This is a genomic window from Streptomyces sp. NBC_00250, assembly GCF_036192275.1.
Taxonomy (GTDB): domain Bacteria; phylum Actinomycetota; class Actinomycetes; order Streptomycetales; family Streptomycetaceae; genus Streptomyces.
Window position 1 is genome coordinate 1,803,619 of the sequence record NZ_CP108088.1, and the last position, 18,025, is coordinate 1,821,643.

The following is an 18,025-nucleotide window of genomic DNA, read 5'->3' on the forward strand; positions in this document are numbered from 1 at the left end:
GACCCGGCACAATGCACTCGCAAGCTTGAGGCACGAGAAGGCGAGTCGGGACACCGTGACGACGTCCATCGAAGCAAGGATCGCCGAGGAACTCGGCGTACGCGAGCGACAGGTGAAGGCAGCCGTCGAGCTGCTCGACGGCGGTTCGACCGTGCCGTTCATCGCGCGCTACCGCAAGGAAGCGACGGAGATGCTCGACGACGCGCAGCTCCGCACCCTGGAGGAGCGGCTGCGCTATCTGCGCGAGCTGGAGGACCGCCGGTCGGCGATCCTCGACTCGGTACGCGAGCAGGGCAAGCTGACGGAGGAGCTGGAGGCCCGGATCCGGGCCGCCGACACCAAGGCACGCCTGGAGGACATCTACCTGCCCTTCAAGCCGAAGCGCCGGACGAAGGCCCAGATCGCCCGTGAGGCCGGTCTGGAGCCGCTGGCGGAGGGGCTGCTCGCCGATCCGTCGGTGGAGCCGGCGGCCGCCGCCGCGGCCTTCGTGGACGCGGACAAGGGCGTCGGGGACGCCGCCGCGGCCCTGGAGGGGGCGCGGGCGATCCTCGCCGAGAAGTTCTCCGAGGACGCCGACCTGATCGGCGAGCTGCGCGAGCGCATGTGGGGCCGCGGCCGGCTGGTGGCGAAGGTGCGGGACGGCCAGGAGGAGGCGGGGTCGAAGTTCGCCGACTACTTCGACTTCACCGAGCCCTTCACTGCTCTGCCCTCGCACCGGGTGCTCGCCATGCTGCGCGGCGAGAAGGAGGACGTGCTCAGCCTGGACCTGGAGCCGGAGGAGCCCTCCGAGACCCCCGGGCCCTCCTCGTACGAGGGGATCGTCGCGGGACGCTTCGGGGTCGCCGACCGGGGGCGCCCCGGTGACAAGTGGCTTCAGGACACGGTCCGCTGGGCCTGGCGGACCCGCATCCTCGTCCACTTGGGGATCGACCTGCGGCTGCGGCTGCGGACGGCCGCCGAGGACGAGGCGGTCCGGGTCTTCGCGGCGAACCTGCGCGATCTGCTGCTCGCCGCGCCGGCGGGTACCCGGGCGACGCTCGGCCTCGACCCCGGCTTCCGTACGGGTGTGAAGGTCGCCGTGGTCGACGCGACCGGCAAGGTCGTGGCCACCGACACGATCTACCCGCACGTCCCGGCCAACAAGTGGGACCAGGCGCTGCAGAAGCTCGCGCGCCTCGCCAAGGAGCACGCGGTCGAGCTGGTCGCGATCGGCAACGGCACGGCCTCTCGTGAGACCGACAAGCTGGCGGCCGAACTCCTGGCCAAGCACCCCGAGTTGAAGCTGACCAAGGTGATGGTCTCGGAGGCGGGCGCCTCGGTCTACTCGGCTTCCGCCTTCGCCTCGCAGGAACTCCCGGGCCTCGACGTGTCGTTGCGCGGCGCGGTCTCCATCGCCCGGCGGCTCCAGGACCCGCTCGCGGAGCTGGTGAAGATCGACCCGAAGTCCATCGGCGTCGGCCAGTACCAGCACGACCTGGCCGAGGTGAAGCTCTCGCGCTCGCTCGACGCGGTCGTCGAGGACTGCGTGAACGGCGTCGGCGTCGACGTCAACACCGCCTCCACCCCGCTGCTTTCGCGGGTCTCGGGCATCAGCTCCGGCCTCGCGGAGAACATCGTCGCGCACCGGGACGCCAACGGCCCCTTCCGCTCCCGCCGGGCGCTGAAGGACGTGGCCCGCCTCGGCCCGAAGGCGTACGAACAGTGCGCGGGCTTCCTTCGCATCCGGGGCGGCGACGACCCGCTCGACTCCTCGTCGGTGCACCCGGAGGCGTACCCGGTGGTGCGCCGGATGGTGAAGGCGACGGGCGGCGAGGTCGCGGCGCTCATCGGCGACACGGGGGCCCTGCGCTCGCTGCGGGCGGACGACTTCGTCGACGAGACCTTCGGTCTGCCGACGGTGACGGACATCCTGCGCGAGCTGGAAAAGCCGGGCCGTGACCCGCGTCCGGCGTTCAAGACCGCCACCTTCAAGGAGGGCGTCGAGAAGATCGGCGACCTGGCGTCCGGCATGATCCTGGAGGGGGTCGTCACCAACGTGGCCGCCTTCGGGGCGTTCGTGGACATCGGTGTGCACCAGGACGGCCTGGTGCACGTCTCGGCGCTGTCGAAGACCTTCGTCAAGGACCCGCGCGATGTGGTGAAGCCCGGCGACGTGGTCAAGGTGAAGGTCCTCGACGTGGACATCCCGCGCAAGCGGATCGCGCTGACGCTGCGGCTCGACGACGAGCCGGGCCCGGGCGGCCAGGGCGGGGCGCCCAAGCGCGAGCGGGGCGAGCGGGGGGATCGGGGCGAGCGCTCCGGCCGGCCGCCGCAGCAGCGGCAGGGCGGTGGCCGCAGGGCCGAGGGCGGGAACCGGAACGACCGCGGGGAGCGAGGTGGCCGAGATCGTTCGGCGGCGCCCGCACCCGGCAACAGCGCCATGGCGGACGCCCTGCGCAAGGCCGGCCTGCTGGGCGAGGGAGACCGCAAGCGCCGATAGAACGCGCAGGTCGGAGGAGCATTCCGACCGGATCGCCGAAGCCGCCCTCGCGACCTCTCCAAGGAGGCCGCGAGGGCGGTTTCGCGCCCTCCGGTCACGGCCCGAGGTGGCCCGAATTAATTCATTGACGGGCACAGAACAGGCGACCATGATCAGCTTCGGCCTCCACGGGGGGGCGCAACTATCTTCCTGTTCCTGGAGGTTGCACGTCCATGAAGCACCTGATCACGAAGGCGGCGACGGTCTCGGCCGCCGCGATGACCATGGCCCTCATCCCGCTCGCCGGCACCTCGTACGCCGCCAGCTGCTACGGCGCCGGCTGTGACAACAAGGGTCCCGTCTCCACGGGCTGCGACGCCGACGCGGTCACCAAGGGCAGCGCCACGTCCCGCACCAACTCCAACCTCAGGGTCGAGCTGCGTTGGTCCCCCACCTGCCAGGCGGCCTGGGCCCGGGTCACGACCAACGGTGAGTCGTGGTGGGACCGGTACGGCGTCATCGAGAAGTGGTCGGGCCGCGGCACCGGGTTCCAGCGCAGCCTCCAGGTGACGTTCCCCAGCTCGGGCGCGGACTGGACCAACATGCTGGGCAGCCCCACCGCCTACTACCGCGCCTGCATCAGCGACCCCGCTGCCACGAACGAGGTGGACTGCACCCCCTTCTGGTAGACCCTGACCCCCGCGTCCGCATGAACGAGGCCACAGCCCACCGGGCTGTGGCCTCTTCACGTACGGGCGTCAAGGACACCGGGAAGGTCGCCCGATTTACCCGTTGACGCGCTCAGAACAAGCCACCATGATCAGCTTCGGCCTCCACGGGGGGCTTGAAATCTTCCTTGCTCCTGGAGGTTGCACGTCCATGAAGCGCATGATCGCGAAGGCGGCGACGGTCACGGCCGCCGCGATGACCATGGCCCTCATCCCGCTCGCCGGCACTTCGTACGCCGCCGGCTGCTCCGGCACCGGCTGCGACAACAAGGGTCCCGTCTCCATGGGCTGCGACGGCGACGCCGTCACCAAGCAGACCGCCACCGCCGACGGCAGCCTCAAGGCCGAGCTGCGCTGGTCCCCCGCGTGCCAGGCCGCCTGGGTCCGCGTCACCGACCCGTCCGGCCCCAACGCCTGGTGGCCCAAGTACGGCTACATCGAGAAGTGGTCGGGCTACGGCACCGGGTTCCAGCGCAGCCTCTCGGTCACGTTCCCGGACCCGGGTTCGGACTGGTCCAACATGCTGGGCAGCCCCACCGCCTACTACCGCGTGTGCATCAAGGACTCCGGTACCGAGCAGATCGACTGCAGCAACTTCTGGTAGACCGCCGGCTCCCGCGTGAACGAGAACGAGGCCACAGCCCGCCGGGCTGTGGCCTCTTCGCGTGCGGGCGCCGCTACGGCAGGAAGCGCATCGCCCAGTCGGCGCGGTTGGCGACGGACAGGTCGGCGTCCTCCGTGAGGGGCTGGAGAAAGCCGCGGGCCGTCTTCGGGTCCGCCTGGACCAGGTCGACGATCTCGGTCGCCAGTCCGTCCTGGTCGTCACCGAGGTCGACGGCGGAGGCCCGCACCAGGACCGGGAGGGTCTCGGCGCCACCGACACCCGCGACGACCCCGCCGAGCAGCTCACGCGCGTACGCGTTCCGCTCGGCGATCGCCCGGTCGAGCTCGGCCGTCAGGCGCGGCAGCAGCGCCCGGTCTCCGCTCGCCGCGATCTCGTCGGCGAGGTCGATCGTCGCGTCGACGTCCGCGTCGAGGTCGTCCAGCATCGCGATGAGCCGGGTGATGACGTCGTCGGTCATGGTGCCTCCTGAAATGCGCCGTCCACGAGAACGGGGACGGTCGTCGAGCTGTCGGTCTCGGCGGCCACGGCCACGTCCTGCGGAAAGCCGTACTCGTACAGTTCACGGCCCGAGTCGCAGCCGTGCAAGGCGGCGACCGGGTCCTCCGTGGCCGACCACAGCGTGGCGGCCGCGGTCGCCTCGGGGGTGAGGTCGTGCGGGCCCGCGGCCCGCAGCCCGGCGAGGACCGCGCCCGCGCCGAGCAGGTCTTCGAGCGCCGGGCGCAGCGAACCGTCGGGCCACCGCTCGCCGGACGCGATGACCGCGAGCGGGCGTTCGGCGGAGCCGTACCGCCGGTCCGTGAGCCAGCGGACGACGGCCGAGTGGTTGCGCAGGGAGGCGGCGACGACGGTCGCGTCCCCCGCCTCGGCCGCGATGGTGGAGCCGTTCGGCGAGGGCAGGACCAGCCTCGGTGGCACGGGCGCGGCGCGCAGGGCGGCCGCGGACAGCGTCCACGGATGCTCGGGGGTCGCTTCCCGGCGCCCCACGGCGAGGCTCGCCCCGACGCTCTTCGCGTACGCCGCGGCCGTCGCGTCCCGCCACCGGTACGGGTACACGGCCGCGCCGGCCTCGACGGCGACGCCCACCGCGGTGGTGAAGGACAGCACGTCCACCACGACCACACAGGCGGCCGAGGGGGCGAGGACCCGCGCCTCGACGGGCCCCCAGCCGAAGGAGACGCTCATCGCGGCCCCCGGTCGCACGGGACCGTCATCCGAGTTCCGTGACCTTGCCGTCGGCGACCTCGACACGCCGCGTGGTGCGGACCGCGTCGAGCATCCGCCGGTCGTGGGTGACCAGCAGCAGCGTGCCGGTGTACGAGTCGAGCGCGGACTCCAGCTGCTCGATGGCCGGCAGGTCCAGATGGTTGGTCGGCTCGTCGAGCACGAGCAGGTTCACGCCCCGGCCCTGGAGCAGGGCGAGGGCGGCGCGGGTCCGCTCGCCCGGGGAGAGCGTGGTGGCGGGCCGCATCACATGGACGGCCTTGAGACCGAACTTGGCGAGCAGGGTACGGACCTCGGCGGGCTCCGTCTCGGGCACGGCCGCGCAGAACGCCTCCAGGAGCGACTCCGTACCGTGGAAGAGCTTCCGGGCCTGGTCCACCTCGCCGACGACGACCCCCGAGCCCAGGACCGCGTCGCCGGAGTCCAGCGGCAGCCGGCCGAGCAGGGCGGCGAGCAGGGTCGACTTCCCGGCGCCGTTGGCCCCGGTGACGGCGACCCGGTCGGCCCAGTCGATCTGCAGGGTGACGGGGCCGAAGGAGAAGTCGCCCCGGCGGACCTCGGCCTCGCGCAGGGTGGCGACGACGGAGCCGGAGCGCGGCGCGGCCGCGATCTCCATCCGCAGCTCCCACTCCTTGCGGGGCTCGTCGACGACGTCGAGGCGCTCGATCATGCGCTGGGTCTGACGGGCCTTCGCGGCCTGCTTCTCACTGGCCTCGCTGCGCGCGTTGCGCCCCAGCTTGTCGCCGTCGGTGGCCTTGCGGCGGGCGTTCTTCACGCCCTTGTCCATCCAGGACCGCTGCATGTGGCCGCGCGCTTCGAGGGCCGCCTTCTTGCCGGCGTACTCCTCGAAGTCCTCGCGGGCGTGCCGCCTGGCCCTGTCCCGCTCCTCCAGGTACGCCTCGTAACCGCCGCCGTACAGCGTGATCTGCTGCTGGGCGAGATCGAGTTCGAGGACCTTGGTGACGGTGCGGGTGAGGAACTCGCGGTCGTGGCTGATGACGACCGTCCCGGCGCGCAACCCCTTCACGAAGGCTTCGAGGCGTTCGAGACCTTCGAGGTCGAGGTCGTTGGTGGGCTCGTCGAGCAGGAAGACGTCGTAGCGGGAGAGCAGGAGCGAGGCCAGCCCGGCGCGGGCGGCCTGACCGCCGGAGAGCGAGGTCATCGGCTGGTCGAGGCCGACGGTGAGGCCGAGGGAGTCGGCGACCTCCTCGGCGCGCTCGTCGAGGTCGGCGCCGCCGAGGTTCAGCCAGCGCTCCAGGGTGATCGCGTACGCGTCGTCCGCGCCGGGCGTGCCGTCGACGAGGCCCTGGGTGGCCTCGTCCATCGCGATCTGGGCGGCGGCGACACCGGTGCGCCGGGCGAGGAACTCCCGCACGGTCTCCCCCGCGCGCCGCTCCGGCTCCTGCGGGAGGTGGCCGACGGCGGCGGTGGGCGGGGAGAGCCGGAGCTCGCCCTCCTCCGGGGTGTCGAGGCCGGCGAGCAGCCGCAGCAGGGTCGACTTGCCGGCGCCGTTGACACCGACGAGGCCGATCACGTCGCCGGGGGCGACGACGAGGTCGAGGCCGGCGAAGAGGGTGCGTTCGCCGTGGCCGGCGGCGAGGTCCTTGGCGACGAGGGTTGCAGTCATCAGGGAACGAATCCTAGGCGACGGAACGACACGCCGAGGATTCGAGGAGCCGCAGCAGTACGGACCGGTAGGCCGCGCCGTGGAAGCGGTACGGGCCGACGCCGGGATAGCCGTCGCGGGCCGCGTCCGCGGTGGGGCCGGTCTGCCAGGCGAAGTCGCGCCAGACGACGTCCTCGCCGTGGTGCTCGACGACGGCCGTGACGACTCCGCAGCCGAGGTCCTCGCAGTCGGGGCAGGAGTAGATCACCCGGCGTCCGTGGGCGGGCCGGGGGTCACGGCCGAGGAGCCGCTCGACGTGGTCGGCGCGGAGGACGGGCGGGACGTCGGACGCCAGGGGCGACACCGTGTCGGCGCCGTCGACCTCGTCGAGCAGCCGGAGCAGGGGCCTGCCGTCGACCACGAGGTCGACGAGGTCGTGCCGGGGGCCGGTGGGGCTCCCGGGGAGGACGCCGTCCGCACGGGTGGCGGGGGCGAGGTCGAGGGTCGTGTAGGCGCCGCGCATGCCATCGAGTCTTCCGCGCTCTCGTGGCCGGTCCGTCCCGGAAATGTCCCGGTCCCGGTACGGTCCCGGGCATGGACAGCGACGTGATCGTGGTGGGTGGCGGGGTCGTCGGACTGACGACCGCGGTGACGCTGGCGGAACGCGGCCTTCGGGTCCGGGTCTGGTCGCGGGACGAGACGACGGCGACGACCTCGGCGGTGGCGGGGGCGCTGTGGTGGCCGTACCGGATCGAACCGGAGGCCGAGGCCGGGGCCTGGGCACTGGTCTCGCTGCGGGTGTACGGGGAGATGGCCGCCGATCCGGAGCGGACGGGGGTGCGGTGGGTGGCCGGCGTCCACGCGGACACCGTTCTGGACCGCCTCGGCCCCTGGGCGCGGGAGGTGCCGGGCCTGCGGCAGCTGGCACCCGATGAGGTGCCGGGGCCGTACGACGTGGGTCTGGCGGCGCGGTTGCCGCTGATCGACATGCCGGTCCATCTGGCGTGGCTGCGGGGCCGGTTCGAGGCGGCCGGCGGGGTCGTCGAGCGGCGTGCGGTCACCGGCTTCGAGGAGGCGGCGGCCGGGGCGCGGGTGGTCGTCGACTGCACCGGTTCGGCGGCGCGGGAACTCGTACCGGATCCCGGACTGCAGCCGGTGCGGGGGCAGTTGGTGCTGGTGGAGAACCCGGGGATCGAGGAGTGGTTCACCTCGGCGGATGCCGGGTCGAGCGAGACGACGTACTTCTTCCCGCAGCCGGGGCGGCTGATCCTGGGCGGGACGGCCGAGGAGGGCGACGAGCGTCTTGAGCCCGATGCGGCGACGGCGGCGGCGATCGTGGCGCGGTGCGCGCGGGTACGGCCGGAGATCGCGGGGGCGCGGGTGCTCGGCCACCGGGTGGGCCTGCGTCCGGCGAGGGTCGGCGGGGTGCGGATCGAGGCGGTGCCGCTGCCGGGCGGCGGGCGCCTGGTGCACCACTACGGGCACGGGGGCGCGGGGGTGACGGTGTCCTGGGGGTGTGCGGAGCGGGCGGCGGAGCTGGTGGAGGGGGCCTGAGGCGGAAGGGGGACCGGCCGCCCCGGCCGGTCACACCCGACCGGGCGGGGGGACGGCGTGGGGCGGGCGCGGCCGCGGGGCGGGCGCTGTCCCTTCGAACCGCGCGCGGGGCGGGTGCTGCCCTTTCGGACAGCACCCGCCCCGCGTTTGCACACCGGATCAATTTCCCGGCGGGTGCTCCTACTTCCAGAGCGGCGGCTTGCTGTTGTTGTCGGCGTCGTGGCACTGGCGGGCGCGCTTCTCCAGGGCGTCGGCGCGAGCGAGGGCCTTGCGGGCCTCCGTGTGGGCGCCGAGGCGCTTGAGCTGGGCGGCGCGGTCGCGCTCGTTGCGGGCGTCGTTCTTCAGCTGGGTGATGTTGCAGGTCATCCTGGCCGCGGCCGCGGGCTCGGCGGTCACCGTCTGACCGAGCAGCACGCCGCCGGCGAGCAGGGTCGTGGCGAGCGCCGCCGTCAGGGCACGACGCGCGGTCTTCATGTAACGCATGGTGATTCTCCAACTTCCAGGCCGTGGGGACCTGTTCGAGGCATGGTCAGTACCAGTCGGTAACTTTACCTCGGCAAATGTCGGAATCACGCCATCCCTGCGCTGCGGCACGTGATCGTCAACACTCCTCCACAGGACTCCCACTGACGAGGTGATAGGCGGCACGCTCGTCCAGAAGCAGCGGAACGAGCGCGCGCCGCGACTGGCCCAGCGGTACGAACGCTCCCGCGCCCTCCCGCCGGACGGCCACGCCGTGCAGGGCGAGTTCGTCGCCGACCTCGGCGTACTGAGCGGCGTCCAGGCGGTAGCCGCACGGCGGGTCGGCGAGGACCTCCGCGGGCTCCGGCGGGTCGTTGTCGGCGCCGCCGAGGAAGACCGGGCCCCGGTCGGCGTATCCGGCGCGCCGGGCGGCGGTGGTGGCCGCGGTGAGCGGCCCGCGGCGCTCCTCCAGGTAGGCGAAGGCGCCCTCCAGAGCCGTGTGTTGGGTGGCGACCCGACGCCGGTGGTTGCGTGCCGGGTCGTTCTGTTCGGCCTCGTCGAGCGCGTCCACCCGGGTCTCGACGAGGAGGCCCACGGAGTGCTTGATGCCGGCCGTGTTCCGCAGGATCCGCTCCTGGCCGTCGCCCGCGACCTGCTTGAGCGGCTTGCCGGTGAGGGGGTCGGTCCAGATGCCGTAGATGCCGCTGCTGTAGCCGGCGAGCCCGGCGGCGGGCCTGACGTACTCCTCGGAGAGGGTCCTGGACTCGTCGTGGACGTGCGGGTCGGCGTCGAGGCTGCGCGGCCAGAGGGCGAGCAGGTCCTTGTCGTAGTACCGGGGGGTGGCACCGTACTCGTGGAGGTCGTAGACGAGTTCGGGCCGCCGGTCGCGGATGACGGCGGCGACCGCCCTCGCCTCGGCGGTGCGCAGGGCGATGTGGTCGCGGTTGACGTCGATGCCGTCGGCGTTGCCCCGGGTGTCGGCCTCCCGCCCGTCGGGGTTGGCCGTGGGGACGACGAGGAGGGTCGTCCGGGCGAGGAAGCGCGAGGTCTCCCGGTCCTGGGCGTGGGCGAGGTCGCGCACCGTGCTCAGACAGGCCTCGCGGCCCGCGGGCTCGTCGCCGTGCTGGCTGCAGACGAGCAGCACGGTGGTACGGCCCGTACCGAGGGTGGCGAGCCGGACCGGGCGCCCCTGTGCGGTGGTGCCGATCACCCGGAGCGACAGCCGGGCGCTCGCCCGGTCGACGGCCGCGAGGAAGTCACCCTCCTCGGCCTCGGTGGTCCATCGGGCACCCCGGCTCGTCTCGAATCCGGTGCGCGGGATCGGCTTCGCGGGCGCGCTGTCCGCCGCCTTGGCCGGGACGGTGACGAGCGGCAGCGCGAGGGCGGCGGCGCCCGCCACGAGGGCGAGGGTGCGGCGTGAACTCCGTTGCGTCGTAAGAGGGTTCATCGGGCGGCTCCGAATCCCGGCAGTCGCGGACCGGTGACGGCCACCGGCGGTGCGGCGGCGATCGACGAGGGGACGAGCGCGGTGGCCGGCGGAACGGCCGGGTACGGACCGGAGGTCGCCCGGCCGAAGGCCCCGGCGCCACCGACCAGCGGCAGCTTCGCCCAGGTGCGGGTGAGGTCCAGCGTCAGGGTCGGCGTGGTCGACGGAGGGTCGAGCAGGTCCTTGTCGGTGCCCCCGACGATCAGGGCGAGACGGTGGCCGGCCGGCACGACATGGTCGGTGGCGGCGAGGTCCAGGGTCATGGTGTACGCCCTGCCGGGGGTCAGTGGGCGCTCCTTGCCCGGGTCGGCCCAGGTGCCGAGGTCGGCCCAGCCTCGGCTGACGACCGTGTACCCGACATCCGCGGTGCGGGCCTCGGTCTCCTTGAAGCAGGCGCTGTCGCCGGGCGTGCTCGCTCCCCAGCAGCTGCGGTCGGTGCGGGTGGTGATGCCCTCGCCGGGGGCCCCGTAGTCGCGGATCGTGTCGGGTCCGAGGTCCACGAGGACGGCGGTGAGGTGTGCGGTGGCGGTGGTCGGGGTGGCGGTGACCGTCACCTTGGAGGAGCCGGAGATCCGCAGGTCGCGGGAGAGGCGACGGGTGACGAAGCCGGCCTTCTCGGGGGTCGCGGCGTCGATCCGGGCCGCCCAGTCGAGCTCGCCGAGGCCCGGGTCGTCGGTGAAGGTCGCGGTGGAGCCGGGGGCGGCGGGTGCGCGGCCGAGGACGCCGGGCCCGGCTGCCGTACCGGGGGCGGGGCGCAGGGTGGTGGTCGCGGTGGCGCGGGGCGGCCACTGCCGGTCGGTGGTCCAGCGGTCCGGAGCGCGCTCGATGTCGGCGACCGGTTCGCGGTCGATGCCGTTGTCGTAGCCGAGGAGGTAGTGGTCGAACCAGCGGTGCAGGGTGCGGACCCAGTCGGCGCGCCGGAAGTCGAAGGGGTCGACGTGGCCGGTCTGGGAGAGCCAGATCTTCCGTTCGACGCCGTGGGCGGCGAGCGCGTCCCACCACTGGCCGAACTGGCCGGCGCGCACGTTGAGGTCCTGCTGTCCGTGGACGACGAAGACGCTCGCCTTCACCTTGCCCGCGTTGCGTACGTGGTCGCGCTCGGTCCAGGCGGTGGTCCGGTCGCCGCTGTACGGGGTGCCGGCGGTGATCCGGTCCTGGACGGCGCCGCAGCGGGCCTGCGCCTCGGGGCTGTTGACGTACTCGGAGAGCCAGCTCGGGTTGGCGTTGTAGAGCGGGGCTCCCTGGGAGTGGAAGTAGTCGTACCAGGAGGAGATGGCGCCGATCGGAACGATCGTCTTCAGCCCTTCGACGCCGGTGGCGGCGACGCCGTTGGCGATGGTGCCGTCCCAGCTCTTGCCGATCATGCCGACGTTCCCGGTGCTCCAGGTGGTGGCGCGGGCCCGGGAGTCCCCCGTACGGGTGGTGTAGCCGCGGGCGCGGCCGTTCAGCCAGTCGACGACGGCCTTGGCCGACTGGACGTCGGAGCGGCCGCCGACGTCGTCGCAGCCGTCCGAGCGGTTGGTGCCGGCGAGGTCGACCGCGACGAAGGCGTAGCCGCGCGGGACGAAGAAGTTGTCGTAGAAGAGCGGGAACTGGACGGGGTTTCCGTCGGCGTCGTAGGTCTTCTTCTGCCCCTCGTTGCCGCGTCCGCAGCAGGCGTAGTAGGGGCTGGCGTCCATGATGACCGGGATCTTCCGGCCTGCCGCCGCGGTCTCCCGGGGGCGGACGATGTCGACGGCGACCCGGTCCGCGCGCCCGTCGCCGTCGCCGTCGAGTCCGGTGTCGACCCAGACGGACTCGCGGATCGCGTCGGCGTACGAGTGAACGGGCCGGGACTCACGTGACTCGCGCGCAGCGGGCGCGGCGGGTTCCGGCTGCGCGCCGGCGGGTGTGACCAGGGTCGCGAGCAGCGCGGCCGTGGCCGCGGCGACGAGTGTTCCGTACGGCAGTCGGGCTCCGCGGGTTCTCCGCATTCGCATCGGCATGGGCGGGAACGTACCCCGGTCAACTCCCGTGCGAAAGAGTGCCGCAGGTGTCCTGTGTGGCCGCGGAGACAGGGTGCGGGCACTCCGAGTGAGGCGCGTCACTGTCAGGGTGCTTCGGGTGGGGCATGCGTGATCATGACCCGATGGACGCTCGATTCCTTGGTATTTCCGAACTGGTCGAAGCCCCGTCCGTGGCGGTCGTGGTCGACGTCATGCGTGCGTACACGGTGGCCGCCTGGGCCTTCGCCCAGGGGGCGGAGAAGATCGTTCTCGCCGAGTCGCTGGACGAGGCGCTGGCGCTCAAGGCCGGCCACCCGGACTGGGTGGCGCTCAAGGACGGCCCGTCCGCGCCCGGCTTCGACGCCGTCAACTCGCCCGGCCTGCTGCGGTCCCTCGATCTCGGGGGACGGACCGTCGTGCAGAAGACCACGGCGGGGACGGTCGGCGCGCTCGCGGTGAAGGAGGCGTCGCTCGTGCTGTGCGCCGGTTTCGTGGTGGCGGAGGCGACGGCCCGGCTCTTGCGGGCACGCGCGTGCGACCGTGTCACGTTCGTGGTCACCGGCGAGGACGGTCGGGCCGATGAGGACCTGGCGTGCGCCCAGTACATCGCCCGGAGGGCGGCCGGAGAAGGAACGGATCCGGCCGACTTCCTCCGCCGCGCCGGTGAGTCCCGGGCCGCCTTCGAGCTGACATCGGGTGTGCGCCGAGGCGTCCATGCCGATGACGTCGAACTCTGTCTGGAGCTCGACCGGTTCCCCTTCGCCATGGTGGCGACCTTGGAGGACTCCTTGATGGTCCTTCGTCCGTGCGCCGCGCCTTCACCCACCCCGTAGGTCCGGGCGGGCCCAGGACCAGGGCGGATTCAGGTCACGCCTGAGACTGATGGGTTCATGTCGGCCAAATGGCGATCGTGTGACAGCGGGTCCTCTGGACGTGACGGTGCGTCGGGGCTCTGAATAGTGTCCAGGCTAAGGACCGACGACCACCCGCGCGTCTTACGTTTCTTATGACTTGGGGAGCACCTGTGCACCGCAGAATCATCGTTCCGAGCGCCCTCGCGGCCTCCCTGCTGCTGGCGATCCCGGCATCGGCGGCCGACTTCACTCCTGGGGCCCCGGGCATCGGCGACTCCTACTACCCCACCAGTGGCAACGGCGGATACGACGTCTCCCACTACGACCTGCGGCTGAAGTACCAGCCCGCCACGGACCTGCTGGAGGGCACGGCGACGATCGTCGCCACCGCCAAGCAGAACCTCTCCCGGTTCAACCTCGATCTCGGCCTGACGGTCAGCGAGGTCCGGGTCAACGGCCGCCTCGCGAAGTTCACCGCTTCGGGCGCCCACGAGCTGGAGGTCACCCCGGCCGCACCGCTGGAGAAGGACAAGGCGATCTCGATCGTCGTCCGTTACGCGGGCAAGCCCTCCGAGGTGAAGATCGACGGCTGGTCGGCCTGGGCCCGCACCCCTGACGGCGGTGTCGCCGCGCAGGAGCCGGACTCGGCCGTCTGGTGGTTCCCGTCCAACGACCACCCGCTGGACAAGGCCACCTTCGACGTCTCCGTCTCGGTGCCGGACGGCACCCAGGCCATCAGCAACGGCGTGCTGCAGTCGCAGTCCTCGCGCCTCGGCTGGACCCGCTTCAACTGGCGTTCCAACAAGCCGCAGGCGACGTATCTGGCCACGCTCGCCGTCGGCAAGTTCGACATCACGACGGACAAGACGGCGAACGGGCTGCCCGTCCTCAACGCGTACAGCAAGGACCTCGGCGACAACGACGGCGCCGCGCGCGCCTCGATCGAGCGCACGACCGAGGTCGCGGAGTGGCTGGAGGGGGTCTTCGGGCCGTACCCGTTCAACTCCCTCGGCGGGTACGTGCCGAACGTGACCAGCGGCTTCGCCCTGGAGACGCAGACCCGACCGTTCTACAGCCCGCGGCAGTTCGCCAACGGCGCGAACGTGTCGGTGGTCGTGCACGAGCTGGCACACCAGTGGTACGGCGACAGCGTGTCCGTCCGCGACTGGAAGGACATCTGGGTCAACGAGGGCTTCGCCCGCTACAGCCAGTGGCTGTGGTCGGAGAAGGAGGGCGAGGGCACGGCCCAGGAGCTGGCGGACTACGTGTACGCCACCCGGACGGCCGAGGACCCGTTCTGGACGGTGAAGCCGGGTGACCCGGGCGCCGAGAACCAGTTCCACATCGCCGTCTACGACCGGGGCGCGCTGGCTCTCCAGGCGCTGCGCAACGAGATCGGCGACGAGGACTTCTTCGCGATCCTGAAGGGCTGGCCGCAGCAGTTCGCGTACGGCAACGCGCGGGTCGCCGACTTCGTGCGGTACGCCGAGAAGGTCTCCGGCAAGCCGCTGGCCGAGCTCTTCGACACCTGGCTGTACCAGCCGTCGAAGCCCTCCGCGTCGACGGCGGCGGCGGTCGGCCTGTCCGCGCCGGCGGCGGCGCCCGCGTCCGGTACCTCGTCCGCGCGCTCGGCCGCTCCGAAGGCCGCGCAGCCGAAGCCGGTCCAGCCGAAGTCCTGGAAGAAGATCGCGGCGACGAACACCGTCCACGAGACGGAGCACCACGGCAGGCACTGATCAGCCGAGCGGTGACCGGGGCCGTACGGCCACCGGAACCGTACGGTCAGGGGAGCCGCCCTTCACCGGGGCCGTCCGTCAGCGCGCAGCGCGGCGGGCGGCCTCGCGTGCCTTCCGGGCCAGTGGCAGATAGCGCAGCCGCTCCGGCAGGACGGGGACCACGGCCCTGACCACCCGGGCGAACCGGCGCAGCGCGCGGTCCTGCGCGTCCGTCCATTCGAGTCCAATGGCCTCCCGGGCGTCCGGCGGCATCATGCCGACGGTGAGGAAGGCACGCAGCCGCAGGAACGGGCGGCGCAGGACCGGCCAGAGCAGCCGGAGGACGAGCCGGACGGGCAGCGGACCGCGGTCGGGGGCGGGCACGGGCTGGTCGGGGTCGAGCAGCTCCCGCACGACGACGGTCGCCTCCAGCTCGTCCGCGAGGACCTTCCGGTAGTACGGCCAGAACTCCTCGATCGTCTGCGGCATGTCCCGGTCGTGGATGCCGAGGATCCTGCCGACCTGGAGCCACTCGGCGTACAGCTGCCGTTCCTGCGCCTCGGTGAGGGGGCGGGCGAGGAGGCGGAGGCCGTGGGCGTAGACGGGGAAGCCGGTCGCGTGCACCCAGGAGTAGTAGGCGGGGGTGAGGGCGTGGTAGCGGCGCCCGTGCGCGTCGGTGCCCTGGATGTCGCGGTGCAGCCGGCGGAGGCGGCGCCCCTCCCGCGCGGCGTCCTCACCGCCGTAGATCCACAGCTGGACCGAGCGCAGGGAGCGTTCGCCCCGGCCCCAGGGGTCGGTGCGGAAGACGGAGTGGGCGTCGACTCCGGCGCCGATCGCGGGGTGGGCGACCTGCATCGTGAGAGCGGCGGGGAGCATCAGGAGCGCCCGGATGTCGCCGGCCACGCTCCACAGCACGCCGCCGACGGGCGGTGGCAGCGGATCGCCGCCGACGGGGACCTGATCGCCTGACGTCACATGCTCCATGGGGCTCTCTCCTCACACTCCAGGCTGCACCCACGACGAAGGGGCCGTCACCCGGGCGTTTCGGCCCCTGGTGACGGCCCCTTCCGGGGAGTACGGGTCAGCCGCGGTCGGCGCCGACCGGCTCGCCGACGATACGGGCGGCGAGGGCGTGGGCCCAGGCGTCGACATCGGCGTTGAGCTCGCGCTCGGCGGCGGCACGCTCGGCGGCGATCTTCACGGAACCGGCGGCGATGATCGACTCGCGCTCGGCGTTGCCCTCGGCGCGGGCGGCGGCGATGGCCACCGAGCCCTCCTCGACGGCCTTGGCGCGGATACGGGCGGCCTCGTGGCGGGCCTCGGCCAGCTCGGCCTCGTACTGCTCACGGATCTGGGTGGCCTCGGCGCGCAGGTCGTCGGCGCGTCCGGTGCCGCCGTCGATGGCGTCCTCGCGCTCGTCGAGGGTGCGCCGGATCTTCGGCAGGATGCCCTTCGCCATGATGAGGAAGGTGAGGGCGAACAGCACCAGGCCGAGGATGAGCTCCGCCCAGACAGGGTTGAGCGGACCGAGGTCCATGTTGAAGACAGTCGAGTTCGAAGCGAGGGTCATGCGCGCATTCTACCTGCTAGAAAAAGCGACATTTCGGGCTCCCTGGCGAGAGTTGTCACTTTCGTGCGAGTCCGGCCAGATTCCCGGCACCCAAAGGCTACCGGAAGGTAACCACGGCTGATTGTATGTGCCGCGCCAGCACAACCCCCCACACCCTCAAGGGAGTTCCCGTGTCGTTCGCCGCGCTCCGCCGCGCCCCCGGCGCCGCCCTTTCCCTGGCCCTCGCGGCCGCCACCCTGGCCGCGACCGCTCCGGGCGCGACCGCCGCCTCCGCCGGGGCGGCCGCCGAGGCCCCGCGGCTGAAGGTGCTCACGTACAACGCGTTCCTGTTCTCGAAGACGCTCTACCCGAACTGGGGCCAGGACCACCGGGCCAAGGCGATCCCCGCGGCCCCCTGGTACCAGGGGCAGGACGTCGTCGTCCTCCAGGAGGCCTTCGACAACGGCGCCTCGGACGCCCTCAAGACGAACTCCGCCGGCCAGTACCCGTACCAGACCCCGATCGTGGGCCGCAGCAAGAGCGGCTGGGACGCCACCGGCGGCTCCTACTCCGCGACCACCCCCGAGGACGGCGGGGTGACGATCCTCAGCAAGTGGCCGATCATCCGCAAGGAGCAGCACGTCTACAAGGACGCCTGCGGCGCCGACTGGTGGTCGAACAAGGGCTTCGCGTACGTCGTGCTCGACGTCAACGGCAGCAAGGTCCACGTCGTCGGCACCCACGCCCAGTCCACCGACCCGGGGTGCTCGGCGGGGGAGGCGGCGCAGATGCGCAGCCGGCAGTTCAAGGCGATCGACGCCTTCCTCGACGCCAAGAGCATCCCGTCGAACGAGCAGGTGATCGTCGCCGGCGACATGAACGTCGACTCGCACACTCCCGAGTACGGAACGATGCTCGCCGACGCGGGCCTGACCGGGGCCGACGCCCGCACCGGCCACCCGTACTCCTTCGACACCGACCTGAACTCGATCGCCTCCGAGCGCTACCCGGACGACCCGCGCGAGGACCTCGACTACGTCCTCTACCGCTCGGGGAACGCCCGGCCCGCGAACTGGACCAACCACGTGGTCCTGGAGAAGAGCGCCCCGTGGACGGTCTCCAGCTGGGGCACGAGCTACACGTACACCAACCTTTCCGACCACTACCCGGTCACGGGCTTCTGAGCTGACCGGCGGGCGGCGGAGGCGGGGCGTCAGTACCCGTATCCGCCGCCGAAGAGGCTGTAGAGCCAGGCCCCGAGCACCCCTGCGACACAGAGCAGCACGACGAAGGACCCGAAGCTCGTGTGCCGCTCCTTACGGGGCCGGGCGGGGCGGGCGGCACGCTCCGGCCGGCCCGGCTTCGCCTTCCTCTCCGGTCCGCCCCGCTTCCTCGCCCCTGCCGGAGCGGGCTCGGCGACCGCGGCGACGTCGGCGAGCAGGCTCCGGCAGACCGCCGCCAGCTCCGCCGTCCCGGCCGTCAGGTCGACGACCACCTCGGTACGGGCCGGGGCCGTCGTGCCCCCGTCGAGGAGCCTCCCGGCACGCAGCAGCGCCTGATCCTTACCCCCGGTCGGGCCGAGGCTTATCCAGCGGCCCACGTGCTCGCCCCGGATCACCACACCGCCGCCCCGCTCCCGGTACACGGTGTGCTCCCGCCACAGGACTCCGGCCAACTCTTGCGCCGTCTCCCTGAGTTGCGTGTACATCTGACTCCCCTGTTCCCGTTCCCCAGTTCGAACAGCCGCAGACTCTAGCCGCCGCCCCCGCCGGCCCCCGCGAC

17 protein-coding genes are annotated in these 18,025 nt (G+C 72.3%); 7 read left to right on the forward strand and 10 right to left on the reverse strand.

Translation table 11 applies throughout. The features are described from left to right. The first annotated feature begins 55 nt into the window (after positions 1-55). The 3 genes from OG259_RS08090 (at position 56) to OG259_RS08100 (ending at position 3,790) form a co-directional block, all read left to right on the forward strand. Positions 56-2,479 carry a Tex family protein gene (locus tag OG259_RS08090; RefSeq protein WP_328941619.1) on the forward strand — a complete coding sequence of 808 codons (2,424 nt, stop codon included), beginning with the start codon at positions 56-58 and terminating at the stop codon, positions 2,477-2,479. Positions 2,480-2,691: 212 nt separating this feature from the next. Then, a complete protein-coding gene (locus tag OG259_RS08095; RefSeq protein ID WP_328941620.1) occupies positions 2,692-3,147 on the forward strand; it encodes a DUF2690 domain-containing protein in 456 nt (151 codons plus the stop codon). A 190-nt stretch (positions 3,148-3,337) separates the two neighbouring features. Continuing rightward, complete coding sequence (locus OG259_RS08100; protein ID WP_328941621.1) at positions 3,338-3,790, forward strand: DUF2690 domain-containing protein; 453 nt, start codon at positions 3,338-3,340, stop codon at positions 3,788-3,790. Between the two features lie 73 nt (positions 3,791-3,863). On the opposite strand, the gene OG259_RS08105 is transcribed toward OG259_RS08100, so the two are convergent. Genes OG259_RS08105 through OG259_RS08120 form a run of 4 tightly spaced genes read right to left on the reverse strand, consistent with a single transcriptional unit; the run spans position 3,864 to position 7,161 of the window. Continuing rightward, positions 3,864-4,268, reverse strand: coding sequence for a hypothetical protein (locus OG259_RS08105; protein ID WP_328941622.1), 405 nt, complete (start codon positions 4,266-4,268; stop codon positions 3,864-3,866). Then, positions 4,265-4,993, reverse strand: a complete 729-nt coding sequence (locus OG259_RS08110) for a 2-phosphosulfolactate phosphatase (RefSeq protein WP_328941623.1) — start codon at positions 4,991-4,993, stop codon at positions 4,265-4,267. Before OG259_RS08110 ends, OG259_RS08105 begins: the two co-directional genes overlap by 4 nt. A gap of 25 nt (positions 4,994-5,018) precedes the next feature. Further along, on the reverse strand, positions 5,019-6,659 hold the full coding sequence (locus OG259_RS08115) for an ABC-F family ATP-binding cassette domain-containing protein (RefSeq protein ID WP_328941624.1): 1,641 nt from the start codon (positions 6,657-6,659) through the stop codon (positions 5,019-5,021). A gap of 13 nt (positions 6,660-6,672) precedes the next feature. Beyond that, positions 6,673-7,161 carry a hypothetical protein gene (locus OG259_RS08120; protein WP_328941625.1) on the reverse strand — a complete coding sequence of 163 codons (489 nt, stop codon included), beginning with the start codon at positions 7,159-7,161 and terminating at the stop codon, positions 6,673-6,675. A gap of 71 nt (positions 7,162-7,232) precedes the next feature. On the opposite strand from OG259_RS08120, the gene OG259_RS08125 reads away from it, so the two are divergent. Further along, positions 7,233-8,192 (forward strand): FAD-dependent oxidoreductase, encoded by a 960-nt coding sequence (locus tag OG259_RS08125; protein ID WP_328941626.1) that lies wholly within the window; start codon positions 7,233-7,235, stop codon positions 8,190-8,192. Between the two features lie 180 nt (positions 8,193-8,372). On the opposite strand, the gene OG259_RS08130 is transcribed toward OG259_RS08125, so the two are convergent. The 3 genes from OG259_RS08130 to OG259_RS08140 form a co-directional block, all read right to left on the reverse strand. Further along, positions 8,373-8,666: a hypothetical protein gene (locus OG259_RS08130; protein WP_328941627.1), complete on the reverse strand. Its 294-nt coding sequence runs from the start codon at positions 8,664-8,666 to the stop codon at positions 8,373-8,375. A 127-nt stretch (positions 8,667-8,793) separates the two neighbouring features. Beyond that, positions 8,794-10,101, reverse strand: coding sequence for a M14 family metallopeptidase (locus OG259_RS08135; RefSeq protein ID WP_328941628.1), 1,308 nt, complete (start codon positions 10,099-10,101; stop codon positions 8,794-8,796). Next, positions 10,098-12,125, reverse strand: a complete 2,028-nt coding sequence (locus OG259_RS08140; RefSeq protein ID WP_328941629.1) for a Xaa-Pro dipeptidyl-peptidase — start codon at positions 12,123-12,125, stop codon at positions 10,098-10,100. Before OG259_RS08140 ends, OG259_RS08135 begins: the two co-directional genes overlap by 4 nt. Before the next feature lie 143 nt (positions 12,126-12,268). On the opposite strand from OG259_RS08140, the gene OG259_RS08145 reads away from it, so the two are divergent. Together OG259_RS08145 and OG259_RS08150 are read left to right on the forward strand one after the other, a co-directional pair. Next, the gene (locus OG259_RS08145; protein ID WP_328941630.1) at positions 12,269-12,958 is read left to right on the forward strand and encodes a 2-phosphosulfolactate phosphatase; all 690 of its coding nucleotides are present in this window, start codon (positions 12,269-12,271) and stop codon (positions 12,956-12,958) included. Positions 12,959-13,149: 191 nt separating this feature from the next. After that, positions 13,150-14,715, forward strand: coding sequence for a M1 family metallopeptidase (locus OG259_RS08150; protein WP_328941631.1), 1,566 nt, complete (start codon positions 13,150-13,152; stop codon positions 14,713-14,715). Positions 14,716-14,793: 78 nt separating this feature from the next. Here the strand turns inward: OG259_RS08150 and OG259_RS08155 are convergent, their stop codons facing one another. Beyond that, on the reverse strand, positions 14,794-15,678 hold the full coding sequence (locus OG259_RS08155; RefSeq protein ID WP_328941632.1) for an oxygenase MpaB family protein: 885 nt from the start codon (positions 15,676-15,678) through the stop codon (positions 14,794-14,796). 97 nt (positions 15,679-15,775) lie between these two features. Further along, positions 15,776-16,264 carry a F0F1 ATP synthase subunit B family protein gene (locus OG259_RS08160; RefSeq protein WP_328941633.1) on the reverse strand — a complete coding sequence of 163 codons (489 nt, stop codon included), beginning with the start codon at positions 16,262-16,264 and terminating at the stop codon, positions 15,776-15,778. A gap of 125 nt (positions 16,265-16,389) precedes the next feature. On the opposite strand from OG259_RS08160, the gene sph reads away from it, so the two are divergent. After that, positions 16,390-17,427, forward strand: a complete 1,038-nt coding sequence (sph, locus tag OG259_RS08165) for a sphingomyelin phosphodiesterase (protein ID WP_328941634.1) — start codon at positions 16,390-16,392, stop codon at positions 17,425-17,427. 29 nt (positions 17,428-17,456) lie between these two features. On the opposite strand, the gene OG259_RS08170 is transcribed toward sph, so the two are convergent. Further along, a complete protein-coding gene (locus OG259_RS08170; protein WP_328941635.1) occupies positions 17,457-17,951 on the reverse strand; it encodes a hypothetical protein in 495 nt (164 codons plus the stop codon). Between the last annotated feature and the right edge of the window lie 74 nt (positions 17,952-18,025).

Excerpts from the sequence above, each read along its gene's own strand:
- OG259_RS08095 (WP_328941620.1), top strand. The coding sequence starts at position 2,692 with ATGAAGCACCTGATCACGAAGGCGGCGACGGTCTCGGCCGCCGCGATG.
- OG259_RS08100 (WP_328941621.1), top strand. The coding sequence starts at position 3,338 with ATGAAGCGCATGATCGCGAAGGCGGCGACGGTCACGGCCGCCGCGATG.
- OG259_RS08105 (WP_328941622.1), bottom strand. The coding sequence starts at position 4,268 with ATGACCGACGACGTCATCACCCGGCTCATCGCGATGCTGGACGACCTC.
- OG259_RS08110 (WP_328941623.1), bottom strand. The coding sequence starts at position 4,993 with ATGAGCGTCTCCTTCGGCTGGGGGCCCGTCGAGGCGCGGGTCCTCGCC.
- OG259_RS08115 (WP_328941624.1), bottom strand. The coding sequence starts at position 6,659 with ATGACTGCAACCCTCGTCGCCAAGGACCTCGCCGCCGGCCACGGCGAA.
- OG259_RS08120 (WP_328941625.1), bottom strand. The coding sequence starts at position 7,161 with ATGCGCGGCGCCTACACGACCCTCGACCTCGCCCCCGCCACCCGTGCG.
- OG259_RS08125 (WP_328941626.1), top strand. The coding sequence starts at position 7,233 with ATGGACAGCGACGTGATCGTGGTGGGTGGCGGGGTCGTCGGACTGACG.
- OG259_RS08130 (WP_328941627.1), bottom strand. The coding sequence starts at position 8,666 with ATGAAGACCGCGCGTCGTGCCCTGACGGCGGCGCTCGCCACGACCCTG.
- OG259_RS08135 (WP_328941628.1), bottom strand. The coding sequence starts at position 10,101 with ATGAACCCTCTTACGACGCAACGGAGTTCACGCCGCACCCTCGCCCTC.
- OG259_RS08140 (WP_328941629.1), bottom strand. The coding sequence starts at position 12,125 with ATGCCGATGCGAATGCGGAGAACCCGCGGAGCCCGACTGCCGTACGGA.
- OG259_RS08145 (WP_328941630.1), top strand. The coding sequence starts at position 12,269 with ATGGACGCTCGATTCCTTGGTATTTCCGAACTGGTCGAAGCCCCGTCC.
- OG259_RS08155 (WP_328941632.1), bottom strand. The coding sequence starts at position 15,678 with ATGGAGCATGTGACGTCAGGCGATCAGGTCCCCGTCGGCGGCGATCCG.
- OG259_RS08160 (WP_328941633.1), bottom strand. The coding sequence starts at position 16,264 with ATGACCCTCGCTTCGAACTCGACTGTCTTCAACATGGACCTCGGTCCG.
- sph (WP_328941634.1), top strand. The coding sequence starts at position 16,390 with ATGTGCCGCGCCAGCACAACCCCCCACACCCTCAAGGGAGTTCCCGTG.
- OG259_RS08170 (WP_328941635.1), bottom strand. The coding sequence starts at position 17,951 with ATGTACACGCAACTCAGGGAGACGGCGCAAGAGTTGGCCGGAGTCCTG.